This is a genomic window from Streptomyces sp. NPDC026301 (assembly GCF_055567935.1).
This window is the reverse complement of the sequence record NZ_JBVHPN010000037.1, coordinates 1-20,290: the sequence shown is the minus strand read 5'-3', so window position 1 is coordinate 20,290 and position 20,290 is coordinate 1. Positions and strand designations below refer to the sequence as shown.

Annotated in this window: 18 protein-coding genes and 1 pseudogene; 9 read left to right on the top strand and 10 right to left on the bottom strand. The window is 70.1% G+C overall.

What is annotated here, in order from left to right; all coding sequences use genetic code 11:
- Positions 1–95: adenosylhomocysteinase (locus ACZ4MH_RS33685; protein ID WP_351587956.1), on the top strand; the 95-nt coding region annotated here is incomplete at its 5' end.
- A gap of 37 nt (positions 96–132) precedes the next feature.
- Here ACZ4MH_RS33685 and ACZ4MH_RS33680 read toward each other — a convergent pair.
- Complete coding sequence (locus tag ACZ4MH_RS33680; protein ID WP_351587959.1) at positions 133–870, bottom strand: SDR family NAD(P)-dependent oxidoreductase; 738 nt, start codon at positions 868–870, stop codon at positions 133–135.
- Between the two features lie 270 nt (positions 871–1,140).
- Positions 1,141–1,764, bottom strand: coding sequence for a ScbR family autoregulator-binding transcription factor (locus tag ACZ4MH_RS33675; RefSeq protein WP_351587787.1), 624 nt, complete (start codon positions 1,762–1,764; stop codon positions 1,141–1,143).
- A 131-nt stretch (positions 1,765–1,895) separates the two neighbouring features.
- Here ACZ4MH_RS33675 and ACZ4MH_RS33670 point away from each other — a divergent pair, with 131 nt between their 5' ends.
- Complete coding sequence (locus tag ACZ4MH_RS33670) at positions 1,896–2,831, top strand: ScbA/BarX family gamma-butyrolactone biosynthesis protein (RefSeq protein ID WP_351587790.1); 936 nt, start codon at positions 1,896–1,898, stop codon at positions 2,829–2,831.
- Between the two features lie 81 nt (positions 2,832–2,912).
- On the opposite strand, the gene ACZ4MH_RS33665 is transcribed toward ACZ4MH_RS33670, so the two are convergent.
- Positions 2,913–3,677, bottom strand: a complete 765-nt coding sequence (locus ACZ4MH_RS33665; protein WP_351587793.1) for an SDR family NAD(P)-dependent oxidoreductase — start codon at positions 3,675–3,677, stop codon at positions 2,913–2,915.
- A gap of 223 nt (positions 3,678–3,900) precedes the next feature.
- On the opposite strand from ACZ4MH_RS33665, the gene ACZ4MH_RS33660 reads away from it, so the two are divergent.
- From ACZ4MH_RS33660 to ACZ4MH_RS33650, 3 genes are all read left to right on the top strand, one after another.
- On the top strand, positions 3,901–4,716 hold the full coding sequence (locus tag ACZ4MH_RS33660) for an SAM hydrolase/SAM-dependent halogenase family protein (protein ID WP_351587795.1): 816 nt from the start codon (positions 3,901–3,903) through the stop codon (positions 4,714–4,716).
- A gap of 92 nt (positions 4,717–4,808) precedes the next feature.
- A complete protein-coding gene (locus tag ACZ4MH_RS33655) occupies positions 4,809–5,450 on the top strand; it encodes a class I SAM-dependent DNA methyltransferase (RefSeq protein ID WP_351587798.1) in 642 nt (213 codons plus the stop codon).
- 67 nt (positions 5,451–5,517) lie between these two features.
- Complete coding sequence (locus ACZ4MH_RS33650; protein WP_351587800.1) at positions 5,518–6,180, top strand: class I SAM-dependent methyltransferase; 663 nt, start codon at positions 5,518–5,520, stop codon at positions 6,178–6,180.
- 56 nt (positions 6,181–6,236) lie between these two features.
- On the opposite strand, the gene ACZ4MH_RS33645 is transcribed toward ACZ4MH_RS33650, so the two are convergent.
- The 3 genes from ACZ4MH_RS33645 to ACZ4MH_RS33635 form a co-directional block, all read right to left on the bottom strand.
- On the bottom strand, positions 6,237–6,905 hold the full coding sequence (locus ACZ4MH_RS33645) for a hypothetical protein (protein WP_351587803.1): 669 nt from the start codon (positions 6,903–6,905) through the stop codon (positions 6,237–6,239).
- The gene (locus tag ACZ4MH_RS33640) at positions 6,902–10,303 is read right to left on the bottom strand and encodes a CHAT domain-containing protein (protein ID WP_351587805.1); all 3,402 of its coding nucleotides are present in this window, start codon (positions 10,301–10,303) and stop codon (positions 6,902–6,904) included. Before ACZ4MH_RS33640 ends, ACZ4MH_RS33645 begins: the two co-directional genes overlap by 4 nt.
- A gap of 74 nt (positions 10,304–10,377) precedes the next feature.
- Entirely contained in the window at positions 10,378–13,272 is a 2,895-nt protein-coding gene (locus ACZ4MH_RS33635; protein ID WP_351587808.1) for a helix-turn-helix transcriptional regulator, read from the bottom strand.
- A 105-nt stretch (positions 13,273–13,377) separates the two neighbouring features.
- On the opposite strand from ACZ4MH_RS33635, the gene ACZ4MH_RS33630 reads away from it, so the two are divergent.
- Positions 13,378–14,292: an MBL fold metallo-hydrolase gene (locus ACZ4MH_RS33630; RefSeq protein WP_351587810.1), complete on the top strand. Its 915-nt coding sequence runs from the start codon at positions 13,378–13,380 to the stop codon at positions 14,290–14,292.
- A gap of 21 nt (positions 14,293–14,313) precedes the next feature.
- Positions 14,314–15,924 carry a carboxylesterase/lipase family protein gene (locus ACZ4MH_RS33625; RefSeq protein WP_351587813.1) on the top strand — a complete coding sequence of 537 codons (1,611 nt, stop codon included), beginning with the start codon at positions 14,314–14,316 and terminating at the stop codon, positions 15,922–15,924.
- 24 nt (positions 15,925–15,948) lie between these two features.
- On the opposite strand, the gene ACZ4MH_RS33620 is transcribed toward ACZ4MH_RS33625, so the two are convergent.
- From ACZ4MH_RS33620 to ACZ4MH_RS33610, 3 genes and pseudogenes are all read right to left on the bottom strand, one after another.
- Complete coding sequence (locus ACZ4MH_RS33620; RefSeq protein ID WP_467754848.1) at positions 15,949–17,406, bottom strand: esterase-like activity of phytase family protein; 1,458 nt, start codon at positions 17,404–17,406, stop codon at positions 15,949–15,951.
- A gap of 94 nt (positions 17,407–17,500) precedes the next feature.
- Positions 17,501–17,941 (bottom strand): annotated as a pseudogene (locus ACZ4MH_RS33615) (caspase, EACC1-associated type); the annotation flags it as partial.
- On the bottom strand, positions 17,938–18,417 hold the full coding sequence (locus ACZ4MH_RS33610) for an effector-associated constant component EACC1 (RefSeq protein WP_351587818.1): 480 nt from the start codon (positions 18,415–18,417) through the stop codon (positions 17,938–17,940). The gene ACZ4MH_RS33610 and the pseudogene ACZ4MH_RS33615, both read right to left, overlap by 4 nt.
- Before the next feature lie 36 nt (positions 18,418–18,453).
- Between ACZ4MH_RS33610 and ACZ4MH_RS33605 the strand changes: the two genes are divergently transcribed.
- Positions 18,454–18,954 carry a hypothetical protein gene (locus ACZ4MH_RS33605; RefSeq protein ID WP_351587820.1) on the top strand — a complete coding sequence of 167 codons (501 nt, stop codon included), beginning with the start codon at positions 18,454–18,456 and terminating at the stop codon, positions 18,952–18,954.
- Between the two features lie 277 nt (positions 18,955–19,231).
- Here the strand turns inward: ACZ4MH_RS33605 and ACZ4MH_RS33600 are convergent, their stop codons facing one another.
- Positions 19,232–19,465: an SMI1/KNR4 family protein gene (locus ACZ4MH_RS33600; protein WP_351587823.1), complete on the bottom strand. Its 234-nt coding sequence runs from the start codon at positions 19,463–19,465 to the stop codon at positions 19,232–19,234.
- Positions 19,466–19,741: 276 nt separating this feature from the next.
- On the opposite strand from ACZ4MH_RS33600, the gene ACZ4MH_RS33595 reads away from it, so the two are divergent.
- Complete coding sequence (locus ACZ4MH_RS33595; protein WP_351587825.1) at positions 19,742–20,125, top strand: MarR family winged helix-turn-helix transcriptional regulator; 384 nt, start codon at positions 19,742–19,744, stop codon at positions 20,123–20,125.
- Positions 20,126–20,290: the final 165 nt, after the last annotated feature.

Below are 20,290 nucleotides of genomic sequence, written 5' to 3'. Positions count from 1 at the left end.
TCGGCGTCAAGCTCACCGAGCTCCGCCCCGAGCAGGCCGCCTACATCGGCGTCGAGGTCAACGGCCCGTTCAAGCCCGACCACTACCGCTACTGAGCCGTACCCGGACCCTGTACACGGAGGGCGGGGGCGCTCAGACCGCCGAGCAGCCCCCGTCCACGGGCACCACGCCCCCGGTGACGAACGATGCCTGGTCGCTGCAGAGCCAGGCGGCGGCGCGGGCGACCTCGACGGGGTCGGCCAGGCGGCGCTGGATGGCGCGGGCGACGAGGTCGGACTCCTGCAGCCCTGCCGCCTGTTCCAGGGCGCCCGTGAGCATGTCGGTACGGGTGGCGCCCACGAGGAGGGCGTTGACGCGGATGCCGTGGTCGCCGTACTCGGCGGCCGCGGTCTTCGTGAGCCCCAGGACGGCGTGTTTGGCGGCCACGTACGGGGCGATGGCACCGGTTGCGAACAGGCCTGCTGTGCTGGAGGTGTTGACGATCGCGCCGCCGGTGTCCTGGGTGAGCATGGCGCGGATCTGGGCGCGCAGGCAGTTCCACACACCGCGGACGTTGACGTCCATGATCCGGTCGAAGACCGCCTGGTCCGTCTCGTGAATCGGGGTGCCGAGCGTGCCCTGCCCGGCGTTGTTGAAGGCGGCATCGAGGGTGCCGAAGTCCGCCACCGCCACGTCGACGGCGCGGTCGACGTCGTCCTGGCTGGTCACATCGCCGGTGACCACCGCGGCCCGGCCCCCGGCGTCCTGGATCTCGCCGGCGAGGGTACGCAGCCGGTCCCCGCGCCGGGCCATGAGGACCACAGCGGCGCCCTCCTCTGCGAAGCAGCGGGCGGCGGCCGCGCCGATACCGCTGGAGGCGCCGGTGATCATGACGGTCTTACCGCCGAGTGATCCGGGGTTGCGGTCTCCGCCGCTCCTCTTCGGGGCCATCCGTCGTCCCGGATCGATGTGCTGCCCCTGACGTCCGGCTCCCGTGCGCGGTGTGGTTTCTGCGGCCTGTACTGGAATCGCAGATGTCATTCAGCCCCCGTATGTAGACAGCCACTGGATCGGATCATAGGGAGTTTCGGTTTGTCACCGTGGTGCTCATGTGTCATTTCACCGAGCCCACACAACCCCGATCGAGGAGCTGATGGGCCGTCAAGATGCCTTACCGCGGCTGATATCGAGGTCGATCGCAGCTCTCGCCTCCGGCGTGGCCAGGGCCGGCAGCAGGCATCCCCACATCTCGGCCACCCGCACCGGCAGGTCACGGTGGCCGGTCGCCATCTGGGCATGCATCTGCGCTCCCGTACAGGCGTTGACGATCAGGCGGGCGAGGGCGCCCCTGTCGCAGCCGTCGAGCAGTTCGCCGCGCTCCTCCGCCGTCGCCAGTTCCGCCTCGAAGATCCGCACCCACTGCTGGTGGGAGTTCTGCTCCGGACCGATGAACTCCTCCTGCTCCATCACCAGCCGCGCGCCGGCGAGCAGCACGGGGTCGTCCAAGAGCTGCCGGGCCCAGGCCAGGGTGATGTCGACGGCGTGCTGCAGGCCGACGGAGGTCCGCGGCGTCTGCACCCGTCCCGGTTGGTCCAGGACGATCTCGCGAGCCAGCGCCGCCTTGTTCTTGAAATGGAAGTACATGGCCCCCATCGTCAGACCCGCGCGTTCAGTGATCCTGGTGACGCTGGCGCCCGCGTAGCCCTGCTCGGCGAAGACCTCGGCCGCCGCCCGCACGATGGTGGCCCGGGTGTGGAGGGCCCGGTCCTGTCGCTGTCTTGACATGCATCTTTCCGGTCTGCTCTCGACAGAATAAATAACGTTCTCTATGTTACGGCACGCGGCTGGTTCAACTCCATCCCCAGTCGCACCAGTTGTTGCACACGACGTTCCACCCACCCATGAGGAGAACTCGTATGCCCGCCCCCCTCGCCGTCCCCGTCTCCGCGGCCCCCGGGACGGCCCCGGTCCCGGGCCGCCTCGTCCGCAAGCACCTCGCCGACGAGGTCCTGATCACCGACTGGCGTCCGGTCTCCGGTACCACCCACACCGTCACGGCCCGCTGGCCGCAACAGCACAGCTTCTACACCCCCCACGCCGACCGCTACAGCGCCCTGCTGCTGGTCGAGACCGTGCGTCAGGCTCTCGCCCTGCTCTCCCACGCGGCCTACGAGGTGCCGCTGGAGTACCGGCTCGGCTGGGACTACTGCTCCTGCACCCTCAGCCCCGCCGCGCTGGACATCCGTCCCGGCGACGGCGGGGCCGAGGTCGAACTGACCGTCACGCACGCCGTGGCCGCCGCCCGCCGCAAGGGCGGCTCGGTGCGCCTGGAGGCACAGATCACCGCGGTGCGCGACGGCGAGCTGCTCGGCGCCGCGCATCTGCGCTACACCTGCCATCCCCCCGCCATCTACGACCGGCTGCGCGGCCGCCACGCCGATGCCCGCGAGGCCACCTCGCTGGCCCTGCCGCCCGGCACTCCGGTGCCGCCCGAGCGCGTGGGCCGAACCCGCGAGGAGGACGTCGTCCTCTGCCCGACGGACCAACCGCGCCGCTGGCAGCTACGGGTCGACACGGCGCACTCCGTGCTCTTCGACCACGCCCACGACCACCTTCCCGGCATGGTGCTGCTGGAGGCCGTCGGCCAGGCCGCTCAGCACCTCGCCGGTCCCGAGCCCACCACGCCGGTGACACTCCGGACGCACTTCTCGCGGTACACCGAGCTGGACGCACCCTGCTGGATCGAGGCCACGCCGCTGGAGTGGCCGCAGCCCGACCTCGCCCGTACCGAGATCACGGGTACGCAGAACGGGCAGACCACCTTCACCACGCAAGTGGTGACGCGGCGCTGAAGGAGCGCGGGCCGGACATGGTGCGAGGGGGCGGCCGGCGGCCGCCCCCTCCCCCCTTGGCGAGATCACCCCATGCGGGGGTCACCACATGAACTGACCGCCGTCGACGATCAGCTTCTGACCGGTGATGTACTCGGCTCCGTCGCCGACGAGGAACTCCAGCGCCGACGCCATTTCCTCGACCGTGCCGATGCGGTCCTGCGGGATGCTCGTCAGCATGCTCTGGCGGTGCTCGGGCGCCGCGGTCCGCACCCGCATCTGCATGTCCTCGGTGTCGATCATGCCGGGGATGAGCGCATTGACGCGGACGTGGGGCGCGAGCTCCAGCGCCAGACACTTCGTCAGATGCAGCAGACCGGCCTTGCTGGCGGCGTAGTTGACCCCGTTGAAGCGGGGCCGGATGCCGGTCGTCGCGGCGATGTTGACGATGGATCCGCGTCCTGCCTCGCGCATCGCGGGGGCGAAGGCGCGCGCCAGGTAGAAGGGGCCCGAGAGGTTGGTGTCGAGGACGGTGTGCCACTCCTCGTCCGACATCTCGGCGAACGGCCGGTCGATGTTCCGTCCCGCGTTGTTGACCAGGACGTGCGGAGTGCCATGATCGGCGAGGACGCGTTCCGCGAGGCGGGCGACCTCGGCGCTGACGGAGACATCGGCCTGGAGCACCGTACAGGCCTCGCCGAGCTCCGCGGTGGCCGCACCGGCGGCCTCGGGGTCATGCCGGTACAGCGCGACGACCCGGTAGCCGAGCTTCACGAGTTTCCTGCTGAAAGCCAGTCCTATTCCCTTGGTGCCGCCGGTGACGACGGCCAGCCGGCCGGCACTACCGGCCATTTCGCGGGCACTCATGCAATCCGGTCCTCTCTCCTCGGGATTCCACGGAAAACTCTTCTGCTGCGGGCCGCTTGCGTCAATGTCCCTAAGGTGGCATCGGAGATTGTCACCATCGCCGAATGGTGCCGAATGGGCGCTGCGCAGCAAGCTGGTGAAAACCCAGCCGGAAACCCGGAACGAGTCCTCAGTCATCCCGGACGGACCCCGGAACATTCCTGGACCACGGAAGGTCGAATCGGTGAACAAGCCCATCATCGCTTACCTGTCGGACATCGGTAACCACGACGAGGCGCACGCGCTCGGCAAGGGCCTTATCAAGACCATTGCCCCGGACGCGGAAATCGTCGACATCACCCACCAGGTCACGCCGTTCGATGTGCGGGAGGGTGGCCTCTACCTGCTGGACGTGCCGGCCTCGTTCCCCGCGAACACCGTCATTTCCGCCTACGTCTACCCCGAGACCGGCACCTCGACCCGCACCGTCGTGGTACGCAACGAGAAGGGCCAGCTGCTGGTCGCCCCCAACAACGGACTGCTGACCTGGGCGCTGCAGGCGATCCCGGCCGTCGAGGCCTGGGAGGTGACCTCGCCGGACGTGATGAACCAGCCGGTGACGCCCACCTGGTACGGCAAGGACGTCGTGGTCGCCTGCGGTGCGCACCTGGCCGCCGGCGTCGACCCGTCCGCCGTCGGCCCGAAGATCGACGTGGCCGACCTGGTGACCCTGCCGACGACCGCCGCCGTCCAGCTGGAGGACGGTTCGGTACGCGGCGAGGTCGTCCGGATCGACAAGGCATTCGGCAACGTCTGGACGAACATCTCGCTGGACGCGCTGTCCGGCGGCGGCGAGCTGGAGGGCAAGACCCTGCGGGTGACGGCCGACGGTGTGTCCCTGGAGATTCCGTACTACTCCACCTTCGGCGAAGTGCCGGTCGGTGAGCCGCTGGTCTACAACAACAGCCGCGGCAAGGTCGCGCTGGGCCTGAACCAGGGCAGCTTCCTGAAGCGGTACGGCGTGGGCAGCGGCACTGTCCTCACCATCGGCGTCGCCTGATCCTGCCGGGCACCCGAGCGATCCATCCCACCTGATGCACCCTGCGCCTGGCCCGGTACCGGGCCAGGCGCCTTTGCGCGGAGGAGAAGCACATGGACAGCCAGGAGATCGTCGACCGCTCGCACAGCCTCGACGGCCGGCCCGACCTGCTCAGCGATTTCTACGGCGACTGGGCCACCACGTATGAGAGCGACGCGAGCAACATGGGTTACGAAGGCCCGCTCAGGATGGCCGACTTCTACCTCTCGCTCGCTCCCCGGCTGCTGCCCGAACCCGCCGGCACAACGGCGCTCGACGCGGGTTGCGGTACGGGCCTGATCGGCCCCGTCTTCAAGAAGCTCGGCATCGGCACGCTCGACGGCCTCGATCTCAACCACGACATGGTCACGCAGGCCGCCGGTACCGGCGCCTACCGCCACCTCACGAGCGGTACCGACCTCAACCTCGGCCTGCCCGAGTTCGCGGCCGACACCTACGACCTCACCGTCAGCTGCGGCGTGTTCACCACCGGACACGTGGCGCCGCACGCGCTGGACGCACTGCTCCGCGTCACCCGCCCCGACGGCGTGGTCCTGCTCACCACCAGCGCCAACTACCTGACCACCACGGACTTCCACGCCTACCTGACCTCTCGTCAGGCTGAGCACCGACTGACCGTGCTCGACTGCCTCGCCGACCACCGCTACCTGACGGACGAGCGCGCCCACTACTGGGCAGTGTCACCCACCAGCTGACCCAGCGCGGTGCGGCACTCGGCCGCTCCGGAGCCCGGCCTCAGCCGTGTCAGCTACTGTCGTCAGCATGGTCGAACACGATGCCCTCAGCGCCACCCGCGAGGCCTACGACGCTGCCGCCCCCACATATGCGCAGCTCTTCCGCGACACACTGCGTGACAGTCCCCTGGACCGCGCGATCTTGGGCGCCTTCGCCGAGGCCGTATGTGCGGACGGGGACGGTCAGGTCGCGGACCTGGGGTGTGGACCCGGCCACATCACGGCTTATCTGGACGAGCTGGGGCTGGCAGCGTTCGGCGTTGATGCCGCTCCCGCAATGATCGAGCTGGCTCGGGAGGCCTATCCGGGGCTGCGGTTCGACGTGGGCTCGATGACCGCGTTGGACATCGCTGACGGCGTGCTGGGCGGCGTACTCTCGCGGTGGTCCATCATCCACACTCCGCCGCAGGAAGTCCCCGCCATTCTGGCGGAGTTCCACCGTGTGCTGGCACCTGGCGGCCACCTGCTGATCGGCTTTTCGGCGAGCGATGGTCCGTCTCACCCGACGCAGGTCTTCGATCACGCAGTCGCGCCGGCCTATCGGTGGTCGCCCGATCACCTCGCCGCGATGCTGCGCAAGGCCGGGTTGGCCGAGGTGGCCCGGATGGTTCGCGAGCCACAGCCCACCGACCGACGGCAGTTCCAGGAGGTTCAGCTGCTCGCCCGCAAAGCCTTGGCAGCGGCTGCCTGACCGGACACAGGACCGTATCCACTCCGGTCCATATGCCGATCCCGTGTGGGGCCGGGTCACCCCGCGAGCACAATGGCGTGCGGCGACGGCGCGAGCCGTGCCCGGTAGCGGCGGACGCCCCAGCTGCGGTGTTCCAGCTCTGCCGCCACCAGTACCTCCGCCCTGTTCACCCGGCCCGGCACCAGCTCCACCAGCGCGGCCACCGGGTGGTCACCGAGCAGCGGGAAGCGCTTGACCCGGCGGAACTCCCACTGCGGGTTCGGCTGGGACGCGCCATGGCCGCGGACGATCCACTCTTCCCTCGCCTGCCCCTCACCCGGCGGCTTCTCCACCCCCACGTCCAGGACGCCGGCCTTCACCGTGAAGTGCACGCCCAAGCCGGAGTCGGCGACCGGGCGGCTGCGCTCGCCGGGGTCGATCAGCCTCGCGATGGGCTGCGCCCCGGGGCCGGGTGTGGACAGTGCGACGCCCAGGGAGGCATGGCGGAACGCGCCTTTGCTCTCCGGCGTCTCGGGGCGGAACGAGCACACCATCAGCAGGTGGCGGAACTCGCGGTCGGGCGTGGCGTTGCGGTAGGACCGCCAGTCCGCCGGAACACCCTCGTGGTCGGAGGGCAGCACGTCCCAGCCGAACGTGAGCCTGCCGCGCAGCGGACCGTCGTCGGCCGGGCTGCCGAGCGTGCGCTCCGGCACGAGTTCGACATCGTGCAGCCGGACTTCGGTCATGCGGTGGCTCCCTTGCTCAGGCCGTGCAGGTAGGTGAACGCTCCCCAGTCACGGTAATGGGGATACCGGGCGCGGGTGGCGAGTTGGGCGTCGCGGAAGGCGCGCTCCGGTCCCGCGCCCTGGGCAATCCGTTGGTGCAGATGGTGGTAGAAGTGCGTGGCCGGTTCCGGGCGCACGGGCCACAGGCACCCGACGACGGCCTGCGCTCCGGCGGTGATCAGTGCCGACGGGATGCCGCGGACGTTGTCCCCGCGGTCGAATCGGCCGAGCGCGGACTCGCACGCGGCGAGCGTGACCAGGCGTACGCCCCGCAGGTCGGCCTCCAGGAAGTCGTAGGCGAAGACCCGGCCGTCGTCGTCACCGTCCGGGGTGAGATAGAGGCAGTGCAGCCACGGAGCGTCCTGGTCCAATGCCCCGTGTACGGCGAGGTGGACGACGTCCGCCGTGGAGAGTTCGGCAAGCAGCCTCGCGCGCGTGGCCGCAGGCCCGGTGACAGCATCCGCGCCGACCGCCTCGGCGACCTTGCGCGCGTGCTCTTCCAGCCCCGGTTCTGCGTACAGACCGTACGGCACGCCACCGACGGCGGAGGCCAGTACCGCGGTACGACGCGGCCGTACGGGGCCTTCGACGGGTGACAGGGCTTCGAGGCCGGCGATGGTGGTGACGGTCCAGTCATCGGCGATCAGCCGGCCGCCGGCGCGGCACAGCGGTAGCGGCAGATAGTGCAGCGCGCCGTGCGGCCAGGCCAGGATCCGGTCCTTGCCCCGGGCACGCCACTGAGCCCACCGGTCGCCGCCGAGCGGCATGTCCGCCAGCAGTCGGCTGCCCTCCGGCGTCACATCGGCGAACAGCGGGTCGCGTTCGACCTCCGTCCGGAGCGCTTCGACGCGGTCCGCCACCGGGTGCCGGTCGTCGTTCTCGTCCGCGCCGTCGCCCAGCTGCACGACGAGTTCCCGGCCCTGCCTGGTGACCGCGAGCAGCACGGCCGCGCCGCTCACGGCCGCGGGCAGGAACCAGGTCAGCAGCACGGTCCGGTCGTCCAGCAACTCGTGTGCCCTCGCCCAGAGTTGCCGGTCGTCGATGAACGGTGCCGAGCGACGGCACAGCTCCTCGTCGATGAACGACGAGATACGCCACCGCAGATTGCGGGCGACCTGCGCATTGTCGTGGCCGCCGGGACGGTGGTCGGCGTCCAGCACGCTCAGCAGCTTCGGCGACGGATCTCCGGAGGCGGCGGGGCTCTCCAGGTCGCGCAGTCTTCCGATGAAGTGCTGGATGCGCGCGGGCAGCACGAGCGGACCCTTGATCCGCCACCACACGCCCAGCTGCGCCCCCTTGCCCGCTTGCTGCAGGCCGAGCAGCAGCCCCAACGGCAGCGTTTCGCTCTCCGCGGTGAACTGCCAGACCGCCGAATGCACGAGGTCGCGCAGCACCCCGCCGAGTGCGGGCGCGCCGCTCGCATCGAAGTTCGGTACGTCCACGATGATCGCGTACAGCGCGCCCCTGAGCTCTTCGCCGTGGAGATTGCCGACCTGCTGCACGAACGGCACCAGGCTCGCCCGCGCCAGTTCCTCGAAGCCGAGCGAGGCGTAGCCAAGTGCCGCGTAAGTGCGGTAGCCCCACGGGTACGGAACCGGACCGGGGGCCGGCTCACCCGCCTCGGCCGCCTGGTGGTACAGGTCTGCCGTCAGCAGCCGGACCTCCTCACTCGAACCGCCGCCCGCCTGCCGCAGGAGGCCGAGCCCCAGCGACGGCTGCCGCCGGTCGCGGGCGTGCGCGGCTGCGTGCAACAGGGCGGCCGTTCGCTGCCCCGGCGTCCAGGTTTCCGGGACGGTCGCCACGAGGGCCTGGTCAGGGCCGGGGCAGTCGGTGGGGTCGTCGGGCAGCACGTGCAGCCGCGCCTCGATCAGTTGCCTGCGGTGAGCGGGCCCCCACCGAACGTCGAGCCGGCCCGCCCAGTCCAGCGCGGTGCGCAGCAGCGGCCGGTCGGCGCGTTCCCGGCCCAGGTTGACGGCCTGGCTGATCACCTTCGCGGTTATGGTGGTGCCGCAGGCGGCGACGAAATCCGCCACGGGCGTCCCGAACACCGCCGAGAGCAGCCCGGCCACCGTTTCGGCGGGGACGCTCTCCACCACTCTGAGCAGGAACAACGCGACGTCCGGCGCGTCGAGAGCGGGTGAGCCGAGCAGCGCCGACAGCGCTGCCTCGGCAACGTCCCGGCGCACTCCGTCCTCGTCCGCGAGGATCTGTGCCAACAACGCGAGGAGCCGGGGCCGCTGTGTCCCGCCGTTCAGCTCCAGCGCCCGCAGCACCAGGCGTGCCGCCTCCGCCACCATCCGGTGGGACTCCGCCTGGAAGGGCTCCTCATCGGTGAACCAGGTGCGGTACAGGTCGGCCGTCAGCCGGGCGGACCACACCGTCAGCACCCCGCGGGCATAGTCGTCGGCGGCGAAGTCCTCGGGTCCCCGGGCCGCCCACCGCAACCGGGCGGCCGCCAGCAGCGCGGCCTCCAGGTCGGCGGGGTCGCTCAGCCCGGAGATCAGCCGCTCCGACACCTGGTCGGCCTCCTCGAACACGGAGCGACCGGCCCCGTTCGCGACCAGAGGGACGGCCGACTCGACGGTGTGCAGCGCGGCGACCCGCCAGTGGGTCTCCGACCCGCAGGCGTCGGCGACCTCCGCGACCAGCCGCCAATAGACGTACATGAACTCGACCAAGCCGCGGCCGTCGCGGAACTCGTCCCGGAACAGCAGGTCCAACATCCCACTGGTAGTGAGGATGTGATGCCCTGTCAGGCCCCGCCGCGTCTCCTCCACCACGCACGCCCGTCGCTTCGCCTCATCCAGCGACAGGAGCCGGTCGCACACGGAGAACGCCAGATCCATCAGCTCCCCGACAGGGTCGAGGACGAACCTGAGCGTCGGCTCGCCCGCCGCCTCGTCGCCCGGCCCGCCGAAGCGCACGGGACCGGCGCACACCAGCCCCTTCCGAGTCTCGAAGGCAAGCGCGCCGATCATGTCGTCCGTGGCGGGCAGCACGTGGGAGACGACCAGCATGACCCACTCCGAGGCGTCCGCCGCCTCCCGCCACCCCGGCGGCGTTTCCAGGGCGAGGTCGTACGCGAAGTGCGTACCGTCGGGGGCGAGGACGGAGAGCACACCTTCATCGTCCTGCATGACACACCACCGGGAATCGACCGGTTGGCCGAAGGGCAGTTGGTCCAGGGAGAGGAGCGCGGGAAGGCCCCACGCGGATGCCCGGGCGAAGAGGCTGCCGCCGGCCCCGTAACCGGTGGTGAAGGGGCTGATGTCGGCCGGCCCGACCGCCAGTCCGGCCCGCCGGACTCCGCCCACCTCCACCAGGAACGCCCACCCGGTGATACCCCGCGACAGTCGCACGCCGCCCCCCTTGGTGCCGACCGGTCACCGACGGGATCAACAGTGGCACAGAAGCTGCTCGGGCCTGCGCGGAATCACTCCCTCGCGGGAGGGCGGGCGCCCTCGACGAGGTCGCGGAGCTGGGAGCGGGCGGTGATGCCCAGCTTGGGGAAACTGCGGTAGAGGTGCGAGCCGACCGTGCGCGGAGAGAGGAAGAGTTTCTCGCCGATCTCACGGTTGGTCAGCCCGCGGGCGGCGAGCCTGACGATCTGCTGCTGTTGCGGGGAGAGTTCGGCGAGCGCGTCCGGAGCCGAGTCCGTGACGTCGAGGCCGGCGGCGCGCGACTCGGCCCGGGCACGCTCGATCCACGGTCGTGCGCCCAGGCGCCGGAAGGTCTCCAGTGCCCCGGTGAGCGGGGGCCGTGCTTCCGCGATCCGCCGGCGGCGGCGCAGCCACTCGGCGAGGTCCAGCAGGGCCTGGGCACGTTCGAAGGGCCACTGTTCCAGTGCCGGGTCCGCCAGGGCCGCCCGGAAGTGCGGTTCGGCGTTCTCGGGGGCGGCCAGCAGGCCGCGGGCCCGGCTGATCAGCGCGCGCAGGCGGGGCGAGGCGTTGTCCGCGAGTTCGCGTGCCGAACGCTCGACGATCGCGGTGGCCTCCGCTCGTCGGCCGCCGCGCACGGCGGCGGCGGCCAGGTCCGCGAGCGCCGGGTAGGAGGCGTGGTAGTGCACGGGCGCACCGTCCGCCGCGAAGACCGCGCGGAGCTGGTCGTACGCGGCCTCGTACGCGCCTTCCGCGGCTGATGCAGCGCCGAGCGCACGACGGGCGTAGACGGAGACCGAGCGGCTTTCCAGCGGATCGATCAGCGCGAGCGCGTCCTCGGCCCGTGCGCGGGCCCCCGCCGCGTCGCCCTGGAAAGCCAGCACGGTGGCATCCACCGCGGCCGCACAGGCCACGGCGTGGTCGAGGCCGGCCGTACGGCCGACCGCGGTGGTGCGCGCGCAGGCCTCACGGGCCTGTTCCCACCTTCCTCGTTCCACATAGGCCCAGGCGACCGCGCCGCCCAGCCCCTCCGGCAGCGGTCCCTGCAGTTTCCAGCGGTCGAAGGCTTCGTCGAAGGCGCGGACGGCGTACGGGGTCTCGTCCAGGACCCACGCCATGACGGCGACAGTGGTGAGCCGGTCGGGCCGGCGCTCCGCCTCGGCGGTCAACTCCGGTAGCAGGGCGAGGTGTTCATCCCTGCCACGGAAAGGGTCGGACACCGCCCGAACCCAGGCGCGCAGCCCCTCGTACGACTCGTCCTCGGGGAGGCGTCGCAGAAGGTCCTGGATGCGGTGTTGCTGAGTGTCATCGCCGGAGTAGAAGCGGACCACGGCGGCGTCGGCGAGGAGATCCATGGCGACGGCGGGCCGCGAGGCCGCCAACTGCTCTGCCTCATCAGCCAGTCGGGAAAAGACGACGCCATGACGCACTGTCAGTACCGCGAGCCTTCCGACCTGCACCGTGGCGGTGGCCAGCAGCGAGGGGTCGTCCGTACGGGCGCGTGCCTCGGCAGCCAGCTCCTCGACCCAGCCGAGGTCTCCGGTGAACACCGCCGTTGTGGCGGCTTCGACCAGCAGCCGGGCGCTGTCCGCGCGCCGCGGTGCGAGTTCCGCGGCGCGCTGCAGGGCCTTGGCCGCTGCCGCGTGGCCGCCGCGACGCCGGGCCCGGCCGGCGGTCCGCTCCAGTTCCGCCGATACGGCCCCGTCGGGGCGTGGCGAGGCGGCGGCGAGGTGCCAGGCGCGTCGGTCCGGTTCGTCCCGCAGCAGCTCCGCGAGCGCGAGGTGGGCCTCGCGGCGCGCGGCGAAGGAGGCGGCGTGGTAGACGGCGGAGCGGACCAGCGGGTGGCGGAACCTGATGTCCCGACCGGTGCGCCGGGCCAGCCCGGCCCGCTCGGCGGGCGGCCAGGCCTCGTCCTCGGCGCCCGGCAGCCCGGCCGGGACGGCGAGGGCCGAGTCGGCGGAGTCCATGGCGGCCAGGAGCAGCAGGGCCTGCGTGGTGGCGGCCGGGAGGTCGTGCAGGCGGGCGACGTACATCCGCTCCAGGTGACCGGTCACCGGGAGCGGCCCCGCGGCCGGCAGCTCCGACTCCGCGCCGTGTGCGGCCGCCGCCCTCGTCAGCTCGGCCAGCGCCAGCGGGTTGCCGGCGGCCTGGTCGAGGATCCGCGTCCTGGTCCGGCCGGTGGGACTCGCCGGCTGGAGATCCAGCAGGCGGTCGGCGGCGGCGCTGTCGAGCGGCCCGAGGGTGAGCGTCGGTACGTGCCGGTCGAATCCCGGGAGGTGATCGCCGGCGCGGGCCCCGATCAGCATGCGGACCGGATCACCCGCCAGCCGTCGGGCGGCGAAGGACAGTGCGTCCAGCGAAGCACGGTCGAACCACTGCGCGTCGTCCAGCACCACGAGCACCGGCCCCTGGTCGCCCAGGGCCGACAACAGGCTCAGAACGGCGACGCCGATCAGCATGGGGTCGGGGGCGGGGTCGGGGGCGGGGGCGGGGGCGGAGTCGAGGTCGGGGTCGGCCGTGGCCGTGGCCGGGCCGGTGCCGAAGGCGTCGTGCAGGGCCGCGCGCTGCCTCACCGGCAGCTCGTCCACGTCGGCCCGCACCGGCCGCAGCAGCTGATGCAGTGCGGCGAAGGCGAGCCGCGACTCCGTCTCGCTCCCGTCGGCACGCAGTGTGCGCACGCCGCTCGCCTCGGCCCGGAGCACGGCGGAGTCCAGCAGCACGCTCTTCCCCGTGCCCACGTCACCGACGAGCACCAGCACGGGCTCGGCCGCCGACGCCGGATCCACCGTACGGAAGAGGCGTGCCAGCTCCCTGTCCCGGCCGACGATGTCCCGACCGACGTTATCCCGACCGACGATGTCCCGGCCGACGTTGTCCCGGCCGAAGATCGGCTCCCCCGTGCCCGGCTCCGGTCCCGTGACGGTCCCGGTGCGCTCTGCGTGCCCTTCCACCGGGCAAGGCTACAAGCGGTGCGGCCGATGTCCGGGGACACGGGCGCCGAGGTGCAGTCACATGACGGATACCGGGCCCCCGAGAGCGCTCGTACCTTTCCTCTCATGGAACAGATCGAGCTCGGCAATGTCACCATCACTCGAATTCGGGAATACTACGGTTCCGTCGACATGACGCCCGACACCTTCTTTCCGGAAAGCCCGAAGGAGGCGTGGGAAGACGGCGCTTCCTGGCTGGCCCCGCATTTCCTGGATTCCGAGACCAATACCGTGAATTCCGCGATCCAGACCTGGCTGCTGCGCAGCGAGGGCAGAACCATCCTGGTCGACACCGGCGTGGGCAATCACAAGGAACGACCGTACTCACCGATCTGGAGCCACCTCGAAACGGACTTCCTGGCCAATCTCGCCCGGGCCGGCGTCGCGCCCGAGGACGTGGACATCGTCATCAACACACACCTCCACGTCGATCACGTCGGCTGGAACACATACCTGGACGGTCGGCATTGGGTCCCCACTTTCCCCAACGCCACGTACTTGATACCGAAGAACGACTTCGACTTCTGGAATCCCGAGAACGGCCACAAGCCGCTGCTCGGCCGCGGCAACCAGAACGTCTTCGAGGACAGCGTGGCCCCGGTGCACCAGGCCGGCCGGACACTGCTGTGGGAGAACAGCCACCGGATCGACGCCGGCCTCCGCCTGGACGCGGCTCCCGGCCACACCCCCGGCTCCTCCGTACTGACCCTCACCTCCGGAACGGACCGCGCGGTGTTCGTCGGCGACATGCTGCACAGCCCCGTGCAGATCCTGGAGCCGGACGCCAACAGCTGCTTCTGCGAGGACCCCGCCGGCGCCCGCGCCACCCGACGCAAGGTGCTGGGCTGGGCGGCCGACAACAACGCACTCGTGATCCCCGCGCACCTGGGCGGCCACGGCGCCGCGGAAGTGTCACGCGACGGGAACGCGTTCGCCATCAAGGCCTGGGCCCCCTTCACCCCCTACACCGACCAGACCTGAGCCCCGCGGAAAGGCACCACTGTGAACCACCACCCCGCCCCCGTCGTGACCACGGCGCAGGGGGCTGTCCGCGGCGTGCGCCAGGACACCACCGCCGCTTTCCTGAACATCCCCTACGCCGCCCCGCCCCGCGGCGCCGGCCGGTTCGCGGCACCCCAGCCGCACGAACCGTGGGACGGCGTACGGGACGCCACCGTGCCGGGCCCCAACGCACCGCAGTCCGAGCGCAAACTCGGCAACGTGGACATGTCCCCCTACTTCGGCGCCGGTTGGAGCCGCGGCGCGGACTACCTCACTGCCAACGTCTGGGCGCCTGCCATGACCGGGGGCGGCCTGCCTGCCATGGCTGGTGGCGATCTGCCTGCTACGGCCTGGGGCGGCCTGCCTGCCACGGCCGGTGACGATCTGCCTGCCATCGCCGCTGACGGTCTATCCGTCATGGCCGGTGGCGGTCTGCCCGTCATGGTGTTCGTCCACGGCGGCGGATTCGTCGCCGGATCGACGCGGTCCCCGATGTACGACGGCTCCGCCTTCGCCCGCGACGGCGTCGTCCTCGTCACCCTCAACTACCGGCTCGGCATCGCCGGCTTCCTCGACCTCCCCGGCGCGCCCGCCAACCGCGGTCTGCTCGACGTCGTCGCCGCGCTGCGCTGGGTGCGGGAGAACATCGCCGCCTTCGGCGGTGATCCGCACAACGTCACCCTCTTCGGCCAGTCGGCCGGGGCAACCATCGTCGGTGGTGTCCTCGCCACGCCCGAGGCCGACGGCCTCTTCCGCCGGGCGATCATCCAGAGCGGCAGTGGCCTGGGCGCCTTCACCACCGAGCAGGCCTACCGCGTCACCAGGGCGGCATCCGATTACCTGGGCATCGAGCCACACGCCGACGCCTTCGCGGAGGTCTCCGACGACGACCTGGTCGAGGCCGCCTCCCGGCTCGCGGGCATCGATCTGCGGACCGAGACGCACCGCGACCCGCTGATCGGGCTCAGCCCCTTCAGCCTTGTCCTCGACACGCAGCCCGCCGCGTCCGTCGCCGCCGGCCACGGCACCGACGTCGACCTGCTCATCGGCACCAACGCCGAGGAGGGAAACCTTTACCTCGTCCCCATGGGGCACTACTCCACCTCGACCGCCGAGGACGTCGACGCGGCGGCGGCCCGCGCGCACCCGGATCCCGCCCGAATCGTCGCGGCGTACCGGAAGGCGCGCCCCGAGGCATCCTTCGGCGAGCTGCGGTCCGCCATCATGGGTGACGCGCTGTTCGGCGCGGGTAGCCGCGCCCTGGCCGGCGCACATGCCGGCCACCCCGATTCCGGCACTTTCTGCTACGAGTTCGCGTGGCGCTCCGAGGCCGCAGACGGCGAACTCGGCGCGACGCACGCGGTGGAACTCCCCTTCGTCTTCGACCTCACACACCTTCCCCAACTACACGGCCCCCACGCCCTCCTCGGCCCCGGCAAGTCCCCCACGGATCTCGCCACCCGCATGCACGAGACCTGGATCCGATTCGCCACGACCGGCAACCCCGGCTGGCCCCCGTACAACAACGAGCACCGAACCACAATGCGCATCAACACCGAATGGACCGAGGTGAACGACCCCCACGACCGGGAACGCCTGGCCTGGAACTGACCCGCCCGCGTACCGCTCGGCTCGTCACCGATCCAAGCGCACACTCAGGGCGTAGACGCGGGTGATCTGTTCACTGCTCCCGTTGTCGTCCGAGATCAGGTACAGCGGGCGGTGTCCCTTGTCCGGGCCCTTGGTCCAGGGCTCGCCGAGAGCCATGCCTTCCACGTTCTGCAGCAGCGGGTTGAGCTGCTTGCTCGTGGTGGGGACGACGCCTGCGTCGCCCGCCGGGCAGTCCGCGAGATCTACGAGCAGGCGGCTGTGGAGGAAGACGTCGGATGGCTGGTCGTACAGCGCCGTGTGCTCGTCCACGCTCGCGGCGCCTTGGAGCGGGACATCGTAGATCCGGATGGTGTTGCCGATGCCGGCCACGTACTGCCGTTCCAGCGCCAGCAGCCGGTCGTCCCCGGCGGTGGCCAGTTCCGCGACGTACATGCCCTCACCGGTCTTGTACGCGTACTGCCGGTCGAGTTTGTAGGCGCCGCCGGGCGTGCCGCGATATCGCTGGATGCGGAGCAGGTTACGACCCCGGGCATCGCCGTCCGTCGCCAGCGGGCCTTCCATCGCGGCGTACAGATAACGTCCGTCTGCGGACGCCGCGAGCGACTCCAGGGTACGCCCGGCCTGCGCGTCCCCCTTCGGCCGAGCGCGGAACTGCGGGGGGATCGGCAGGGCCTTGCCCACCTGTTTGCCCGTAGTCATGCTGAAGCGCCGGATGGCCGGGCCCGTCTCGGACGCAACCAGTACCGTCTTGTCCCTCTTGCCACTGCGCTCGACGACCAGGCCCTCGCCGTCGAACCACTGCGACGGAGCAGTGCCGCTGCTCGGCGTACGCAGCGTCTTGGCCCGCTGCACCCGTGGTTCGAGCTTGGTCGCCCCGCCGAGACGCAGCGGGAAGATGCGCCCCGGGGCATTGTCCGTCAGCGCCCAGCCCTCCGTGGGGCGGGTGAGGGCGAGCGCTGAGAGACCTTCCACCTTTTCGCCCAATACCTGCTGTTTATCGAGTGCATCGGAGTAACTGAGCAGCTTCGCGCGGTCCGAGCACACACCCCCAGCGGGCTGAGGGTTACGCTCGTGCCACCAGTCGACCGCGCGTGGGACGACGGTGAACCCGGCGATCATGCCCAGGGCCAGCGCACCCGCCGTGAACCACCACAGCCGCCTTCGACTGGAAGGGGAGTGCGGCGGGGCCGGCTCTTGTGCCTGTGGTGGCGGGGCCACCGCCACGTTCCGTACGAACGACAGTGTGCCCACACCGCCGTCGTCCCGGACCTGCGGTTCCTGCTGCTGGGCGAGCTTCCGCCGCGCCATACGCTCGTGGACCGCCTCGAAGACCCCGTGCAGCGCCAGCATCTCGGGCCCGTCCGGCACACCCTCGCGCAGGACGCCGACGAGCTCCTCCGTGAACACCGTGCAGCGCTTGGGGTCCGGAGCGAGCGACTTGCGAGTGCCGGAAGAAGACGTCATCACATACGAGCCGGTCATGCCCTCCAGCGCCTTCCTCGAGGCGCGCGCCCTGGTCGGCGGCGTCGACGGCAGACATTTCGCCCTGGAGGAACCGGCCGCTGTAGCAGCAGTCGAGCAGCAGGACGCGGCGCTCGGCGGTGCTGTCGCGTATGGCCCGCCGAATATAGGAATCAGGGACGGAGGTCTCCGGCTCGTCCTTGACCGAGTCGGGCAGGGTCAGATACAGATGCTCCTCGTCCTCCCAGTCCAACAGGCCGTGTCCCGCGTAGTACACGATCAATGTGTCCGTGGCGATCTGCCCCGCCGCGCGGATCGAGCCCACCAGCTCCGCAGCCGACCGAGGATTGGGCACTGATGTGATGCGGCTCGCAGGGATGCCGAGAATTCTCTCGTCGGCCAGCACCACCGCGAGTTCGGTGAGGTTCCGCCGCACGCTGCGCAGTGGCTCCAGCTCTGTGTAGGCATCAACACCGATCAGTACGCACGCCGAGCGTGCCGGATCGATCCGCCCCAGGTGTCCAGGGGAGCCCAATGGCGTGTCGGGCGAGGTCATCGCTCGCCCTCCGGAGGCGCGTCGGCGTCTCCTCTGCCTTCCTGGCCCTCGCCGCCCGCCTCGTCCTCGTCCTCGCCCTCATCCTCCCCCTCATCCTCGTCCTCGTCGGACAGCACGGTGACGCCTGGGACGTCCCGACGGGCCACCTCAAGATCGCCAGGGGCGGCTCCACGGACACGAATGACAATCTCCGACCCGGGCCTGCGAGCCTGGCGCCAGGTGTCGTACGACATGAGCAACTGGACCAGCGAAACGACAGTCGACACTGACGCCAAGATGGCCTCGAGGCTGCCCCCCATCTCGCCGGGTCGCACCGCTTCACGTACCACGACCGTGGCGCTGTGCTCCCGTCGCCGTCGTGCATCGAGCAGCCATCTGTGCAGTAGACGCAGCTCGTTACGCTCGTTCCCGACACCGGCCTCATCAGGGCCACCGTGCTCCCAGCCGGAGTTCTTCTGCTCGAACGCGACCTTCACCAAGATCCCCCTGGAAGTCACTCACGCACCGCTTTTGTGACGCTGACACGCTATACAACTTCTTTTCCCAGTCCGGAAGTTACGCACCTCACCAAACTGCAGCGCCAGAAACACCAGCCGAACCCGTCAGGTAAAGATGGTGCAGCGGCAGCCCGGACCGCAGCAAGATCTGCGCAGAAATACAGCGATGCCGAGCAGGACAGCTACCGCTGCCGCCATCCCAACGAATACGCGCTGGCCAACCGCATCGACAACACCATCGACGCCATGCCCCGCGCCTGCATCGCGGCACCCGACATCGAGACACGCGCCGCACGCGGCCGAGCGGAAGCCCACCAAGATCTGCCCCGAGCGCTGGGCGACGCCGAGTGCACCGAGCGAGCCGCGCTCTACCGCCGGCTCGGTCTCACCTTCACCTACGACTCCACAAGCAAAAAGTGCTGGTGCCCGTGGACTACCAGTGAGTGTGAGTGTCCGAGGACCGACACGCTCCATACACACACGCCGGCACTTCGGGACGAACTGCGGCTGCCGTAGGGTGTCGGGCTGGGGCTGCACAGGTGTCGGTCGATGAACAGGCCCGGGTCATTCGTAAGGCCGCGAGCCCGCGTGGCCGCGGGCTACGACCGGCCTGGGTCACCTATTCCGCTCGTCGCCCGCCAGTCAGTCGCTCACCCTGCCCACCGCTGTCCGCGCGTCGACCACTCCCGGGCCCGGGCGGATACCGACGGAAGGCCCCAGACGGTGGAAAATGGGCGTGCAGGAGAGCCGCGACCGGCGACCGAGACAGAGGTCAGAATCAGATGGCCGGTTGTCACCGATACCAGTCCTCACCGTCGGACTCAAACGCTCGCACAAGATATTCCTGAAGAGTCTCGGCCACTACGGTTCGCGAGTCAGTTTCGTGGTCCCAGACCACAATAGGACCATCGGCACTACCTCGCCGCAGGGCGAACTGATCTCCACCGCCGTTGTCACCAAAGAACACAAGGTCACCAAATGGCTCGTAGAGTTCCGCAAAGGGGAGCGTCTCCCGGAACTCCGACACCGCCCCAGGAGATGTGCCGCACTCCTAGGGCCTCAGGGCGGTGGCCACCATCCCAGCAGTCAGGCGGATGCCACAGGGATGAAGTGTGTGACAGGCGGACGAATAGGTGATAAGGCGTCATTGACAGATCTGCTTCTCATGTCAACCGACTGATAAGGTTCGCCTGCGATCGAGCGAACGTAGCCCCTTAGGTCTCATATGCCGCCCCAACGCCCCGGGAACGCGCTTCCCTTTCTTCTCCTCTCGGCATTCCGTGTCCTCATTGACGAGTTGCACGTGCGCCTCGCCGACTTGGGGCACCCCGATCTGCGCCCGGCGCACGGCATCGCCATGCAAATGATCAGTGGGGGCGGGAGCATCACCGATCTCGGCCGACGGCTCGGGGTCTCCAAGCAGGCCGCCAGCAAGACGGTGGCAGGGCTGGAGAAGCTCGGTTACGTACAGCGGAAGGCCAGCGCCAGGGATCAGCGTCAGGTCGAGGTGACTTTGACGGCACGTGGCGTGGAGGCGCTGACCTTGTCGGGTGACATCTTGAACCAGTTGCGCGACGAATGGGCGGCGGAGGTCGGCGAAGACGACATGACTCTGGTCCAGGACGCACTGGAGAAGGTGGGACAGCCCGACGGGTTGGATCGCATCGTGGGGTGGCTGGGAGCCTGACTGCCGCCGGCCTACCGGGACGCCCACCACTTCTCAGGCCCCCTGTCCGGTTGCCGGTGTCCCGGGAAATGCCGGCCCCGGCCAGGACGACCACCCGCACTTCCGGGTCGTTGCCCGCCGCGGTCAGCGCCTCGCCCAGCGCGCCCCACAGCTCGTCGTTGATGG

Coding starts and splice junctions, on each gene's coding strand:
- ACZ4MH_RS33620 (WP_467754848.1), bottom strand. CDS start 17,406: ATGACCGGCTCGTATGTGATGACGTCTTCTTCCGGCACTCGCAAGTCG.
- ACZ4MH_RS33630 (WP_351587810.1), top strand. CDS start 13,378: ATGGAACAGATCGAGCTCGGCAATGTCACCATCACTCGAATTCGGGAA.
- ACZ4MH_RS33665 (WP_351587793.1), bottom strand. CDS start 3,677: ATGAGTGCCCGCGAAATGGCCGGTAGTGCCGGCCGGCTGGCCGTCGTC.
- ACZ4MH_RS33670 (WP_351587790.1), top strand. CDS start 1,896: ATGCCCGCCCCCCTCGCCGTCCCCGTCTCCGCGGCCCCCGGGACGGCC.
- ACZ4MH_RS33675 (WP_351587787.1), bottom strand. CDS start 1,764: ATGTCAAGACAGCGACAGGACCGGGCCCTCCACACCCGGGCCACCATC.
- ACZ4MH_RS33650 (WP_351587800.1), top strand. CDS start 5,518: ATGGTCGAACACGATGCCCTCAGCGCCACCCGCGAGGCCTACGACGCT.
- ACZ4MH_RS33680 (WP_351587959.1), bottom strand. CDS start 870: ATGATCACCGGCGCCTCCAGCGGTATCGGCGCGGCCGCCGCCCGCTGC.
- ACZ4MH_RS33655 (WP_351587798.1), top strand. CDS start 4,809: ATGGACAGCCAGGAGATCGTCGACCGCTCGCACAGCCTCGACGGCCGG.
- ACZ4MH_RS33645 (WP_351587803.1), bottom strand. CDS start 6,905: ATGACCGAAGTCCGGCTGCACGATGTCGAACTCGTGCCGGAGCGCACG.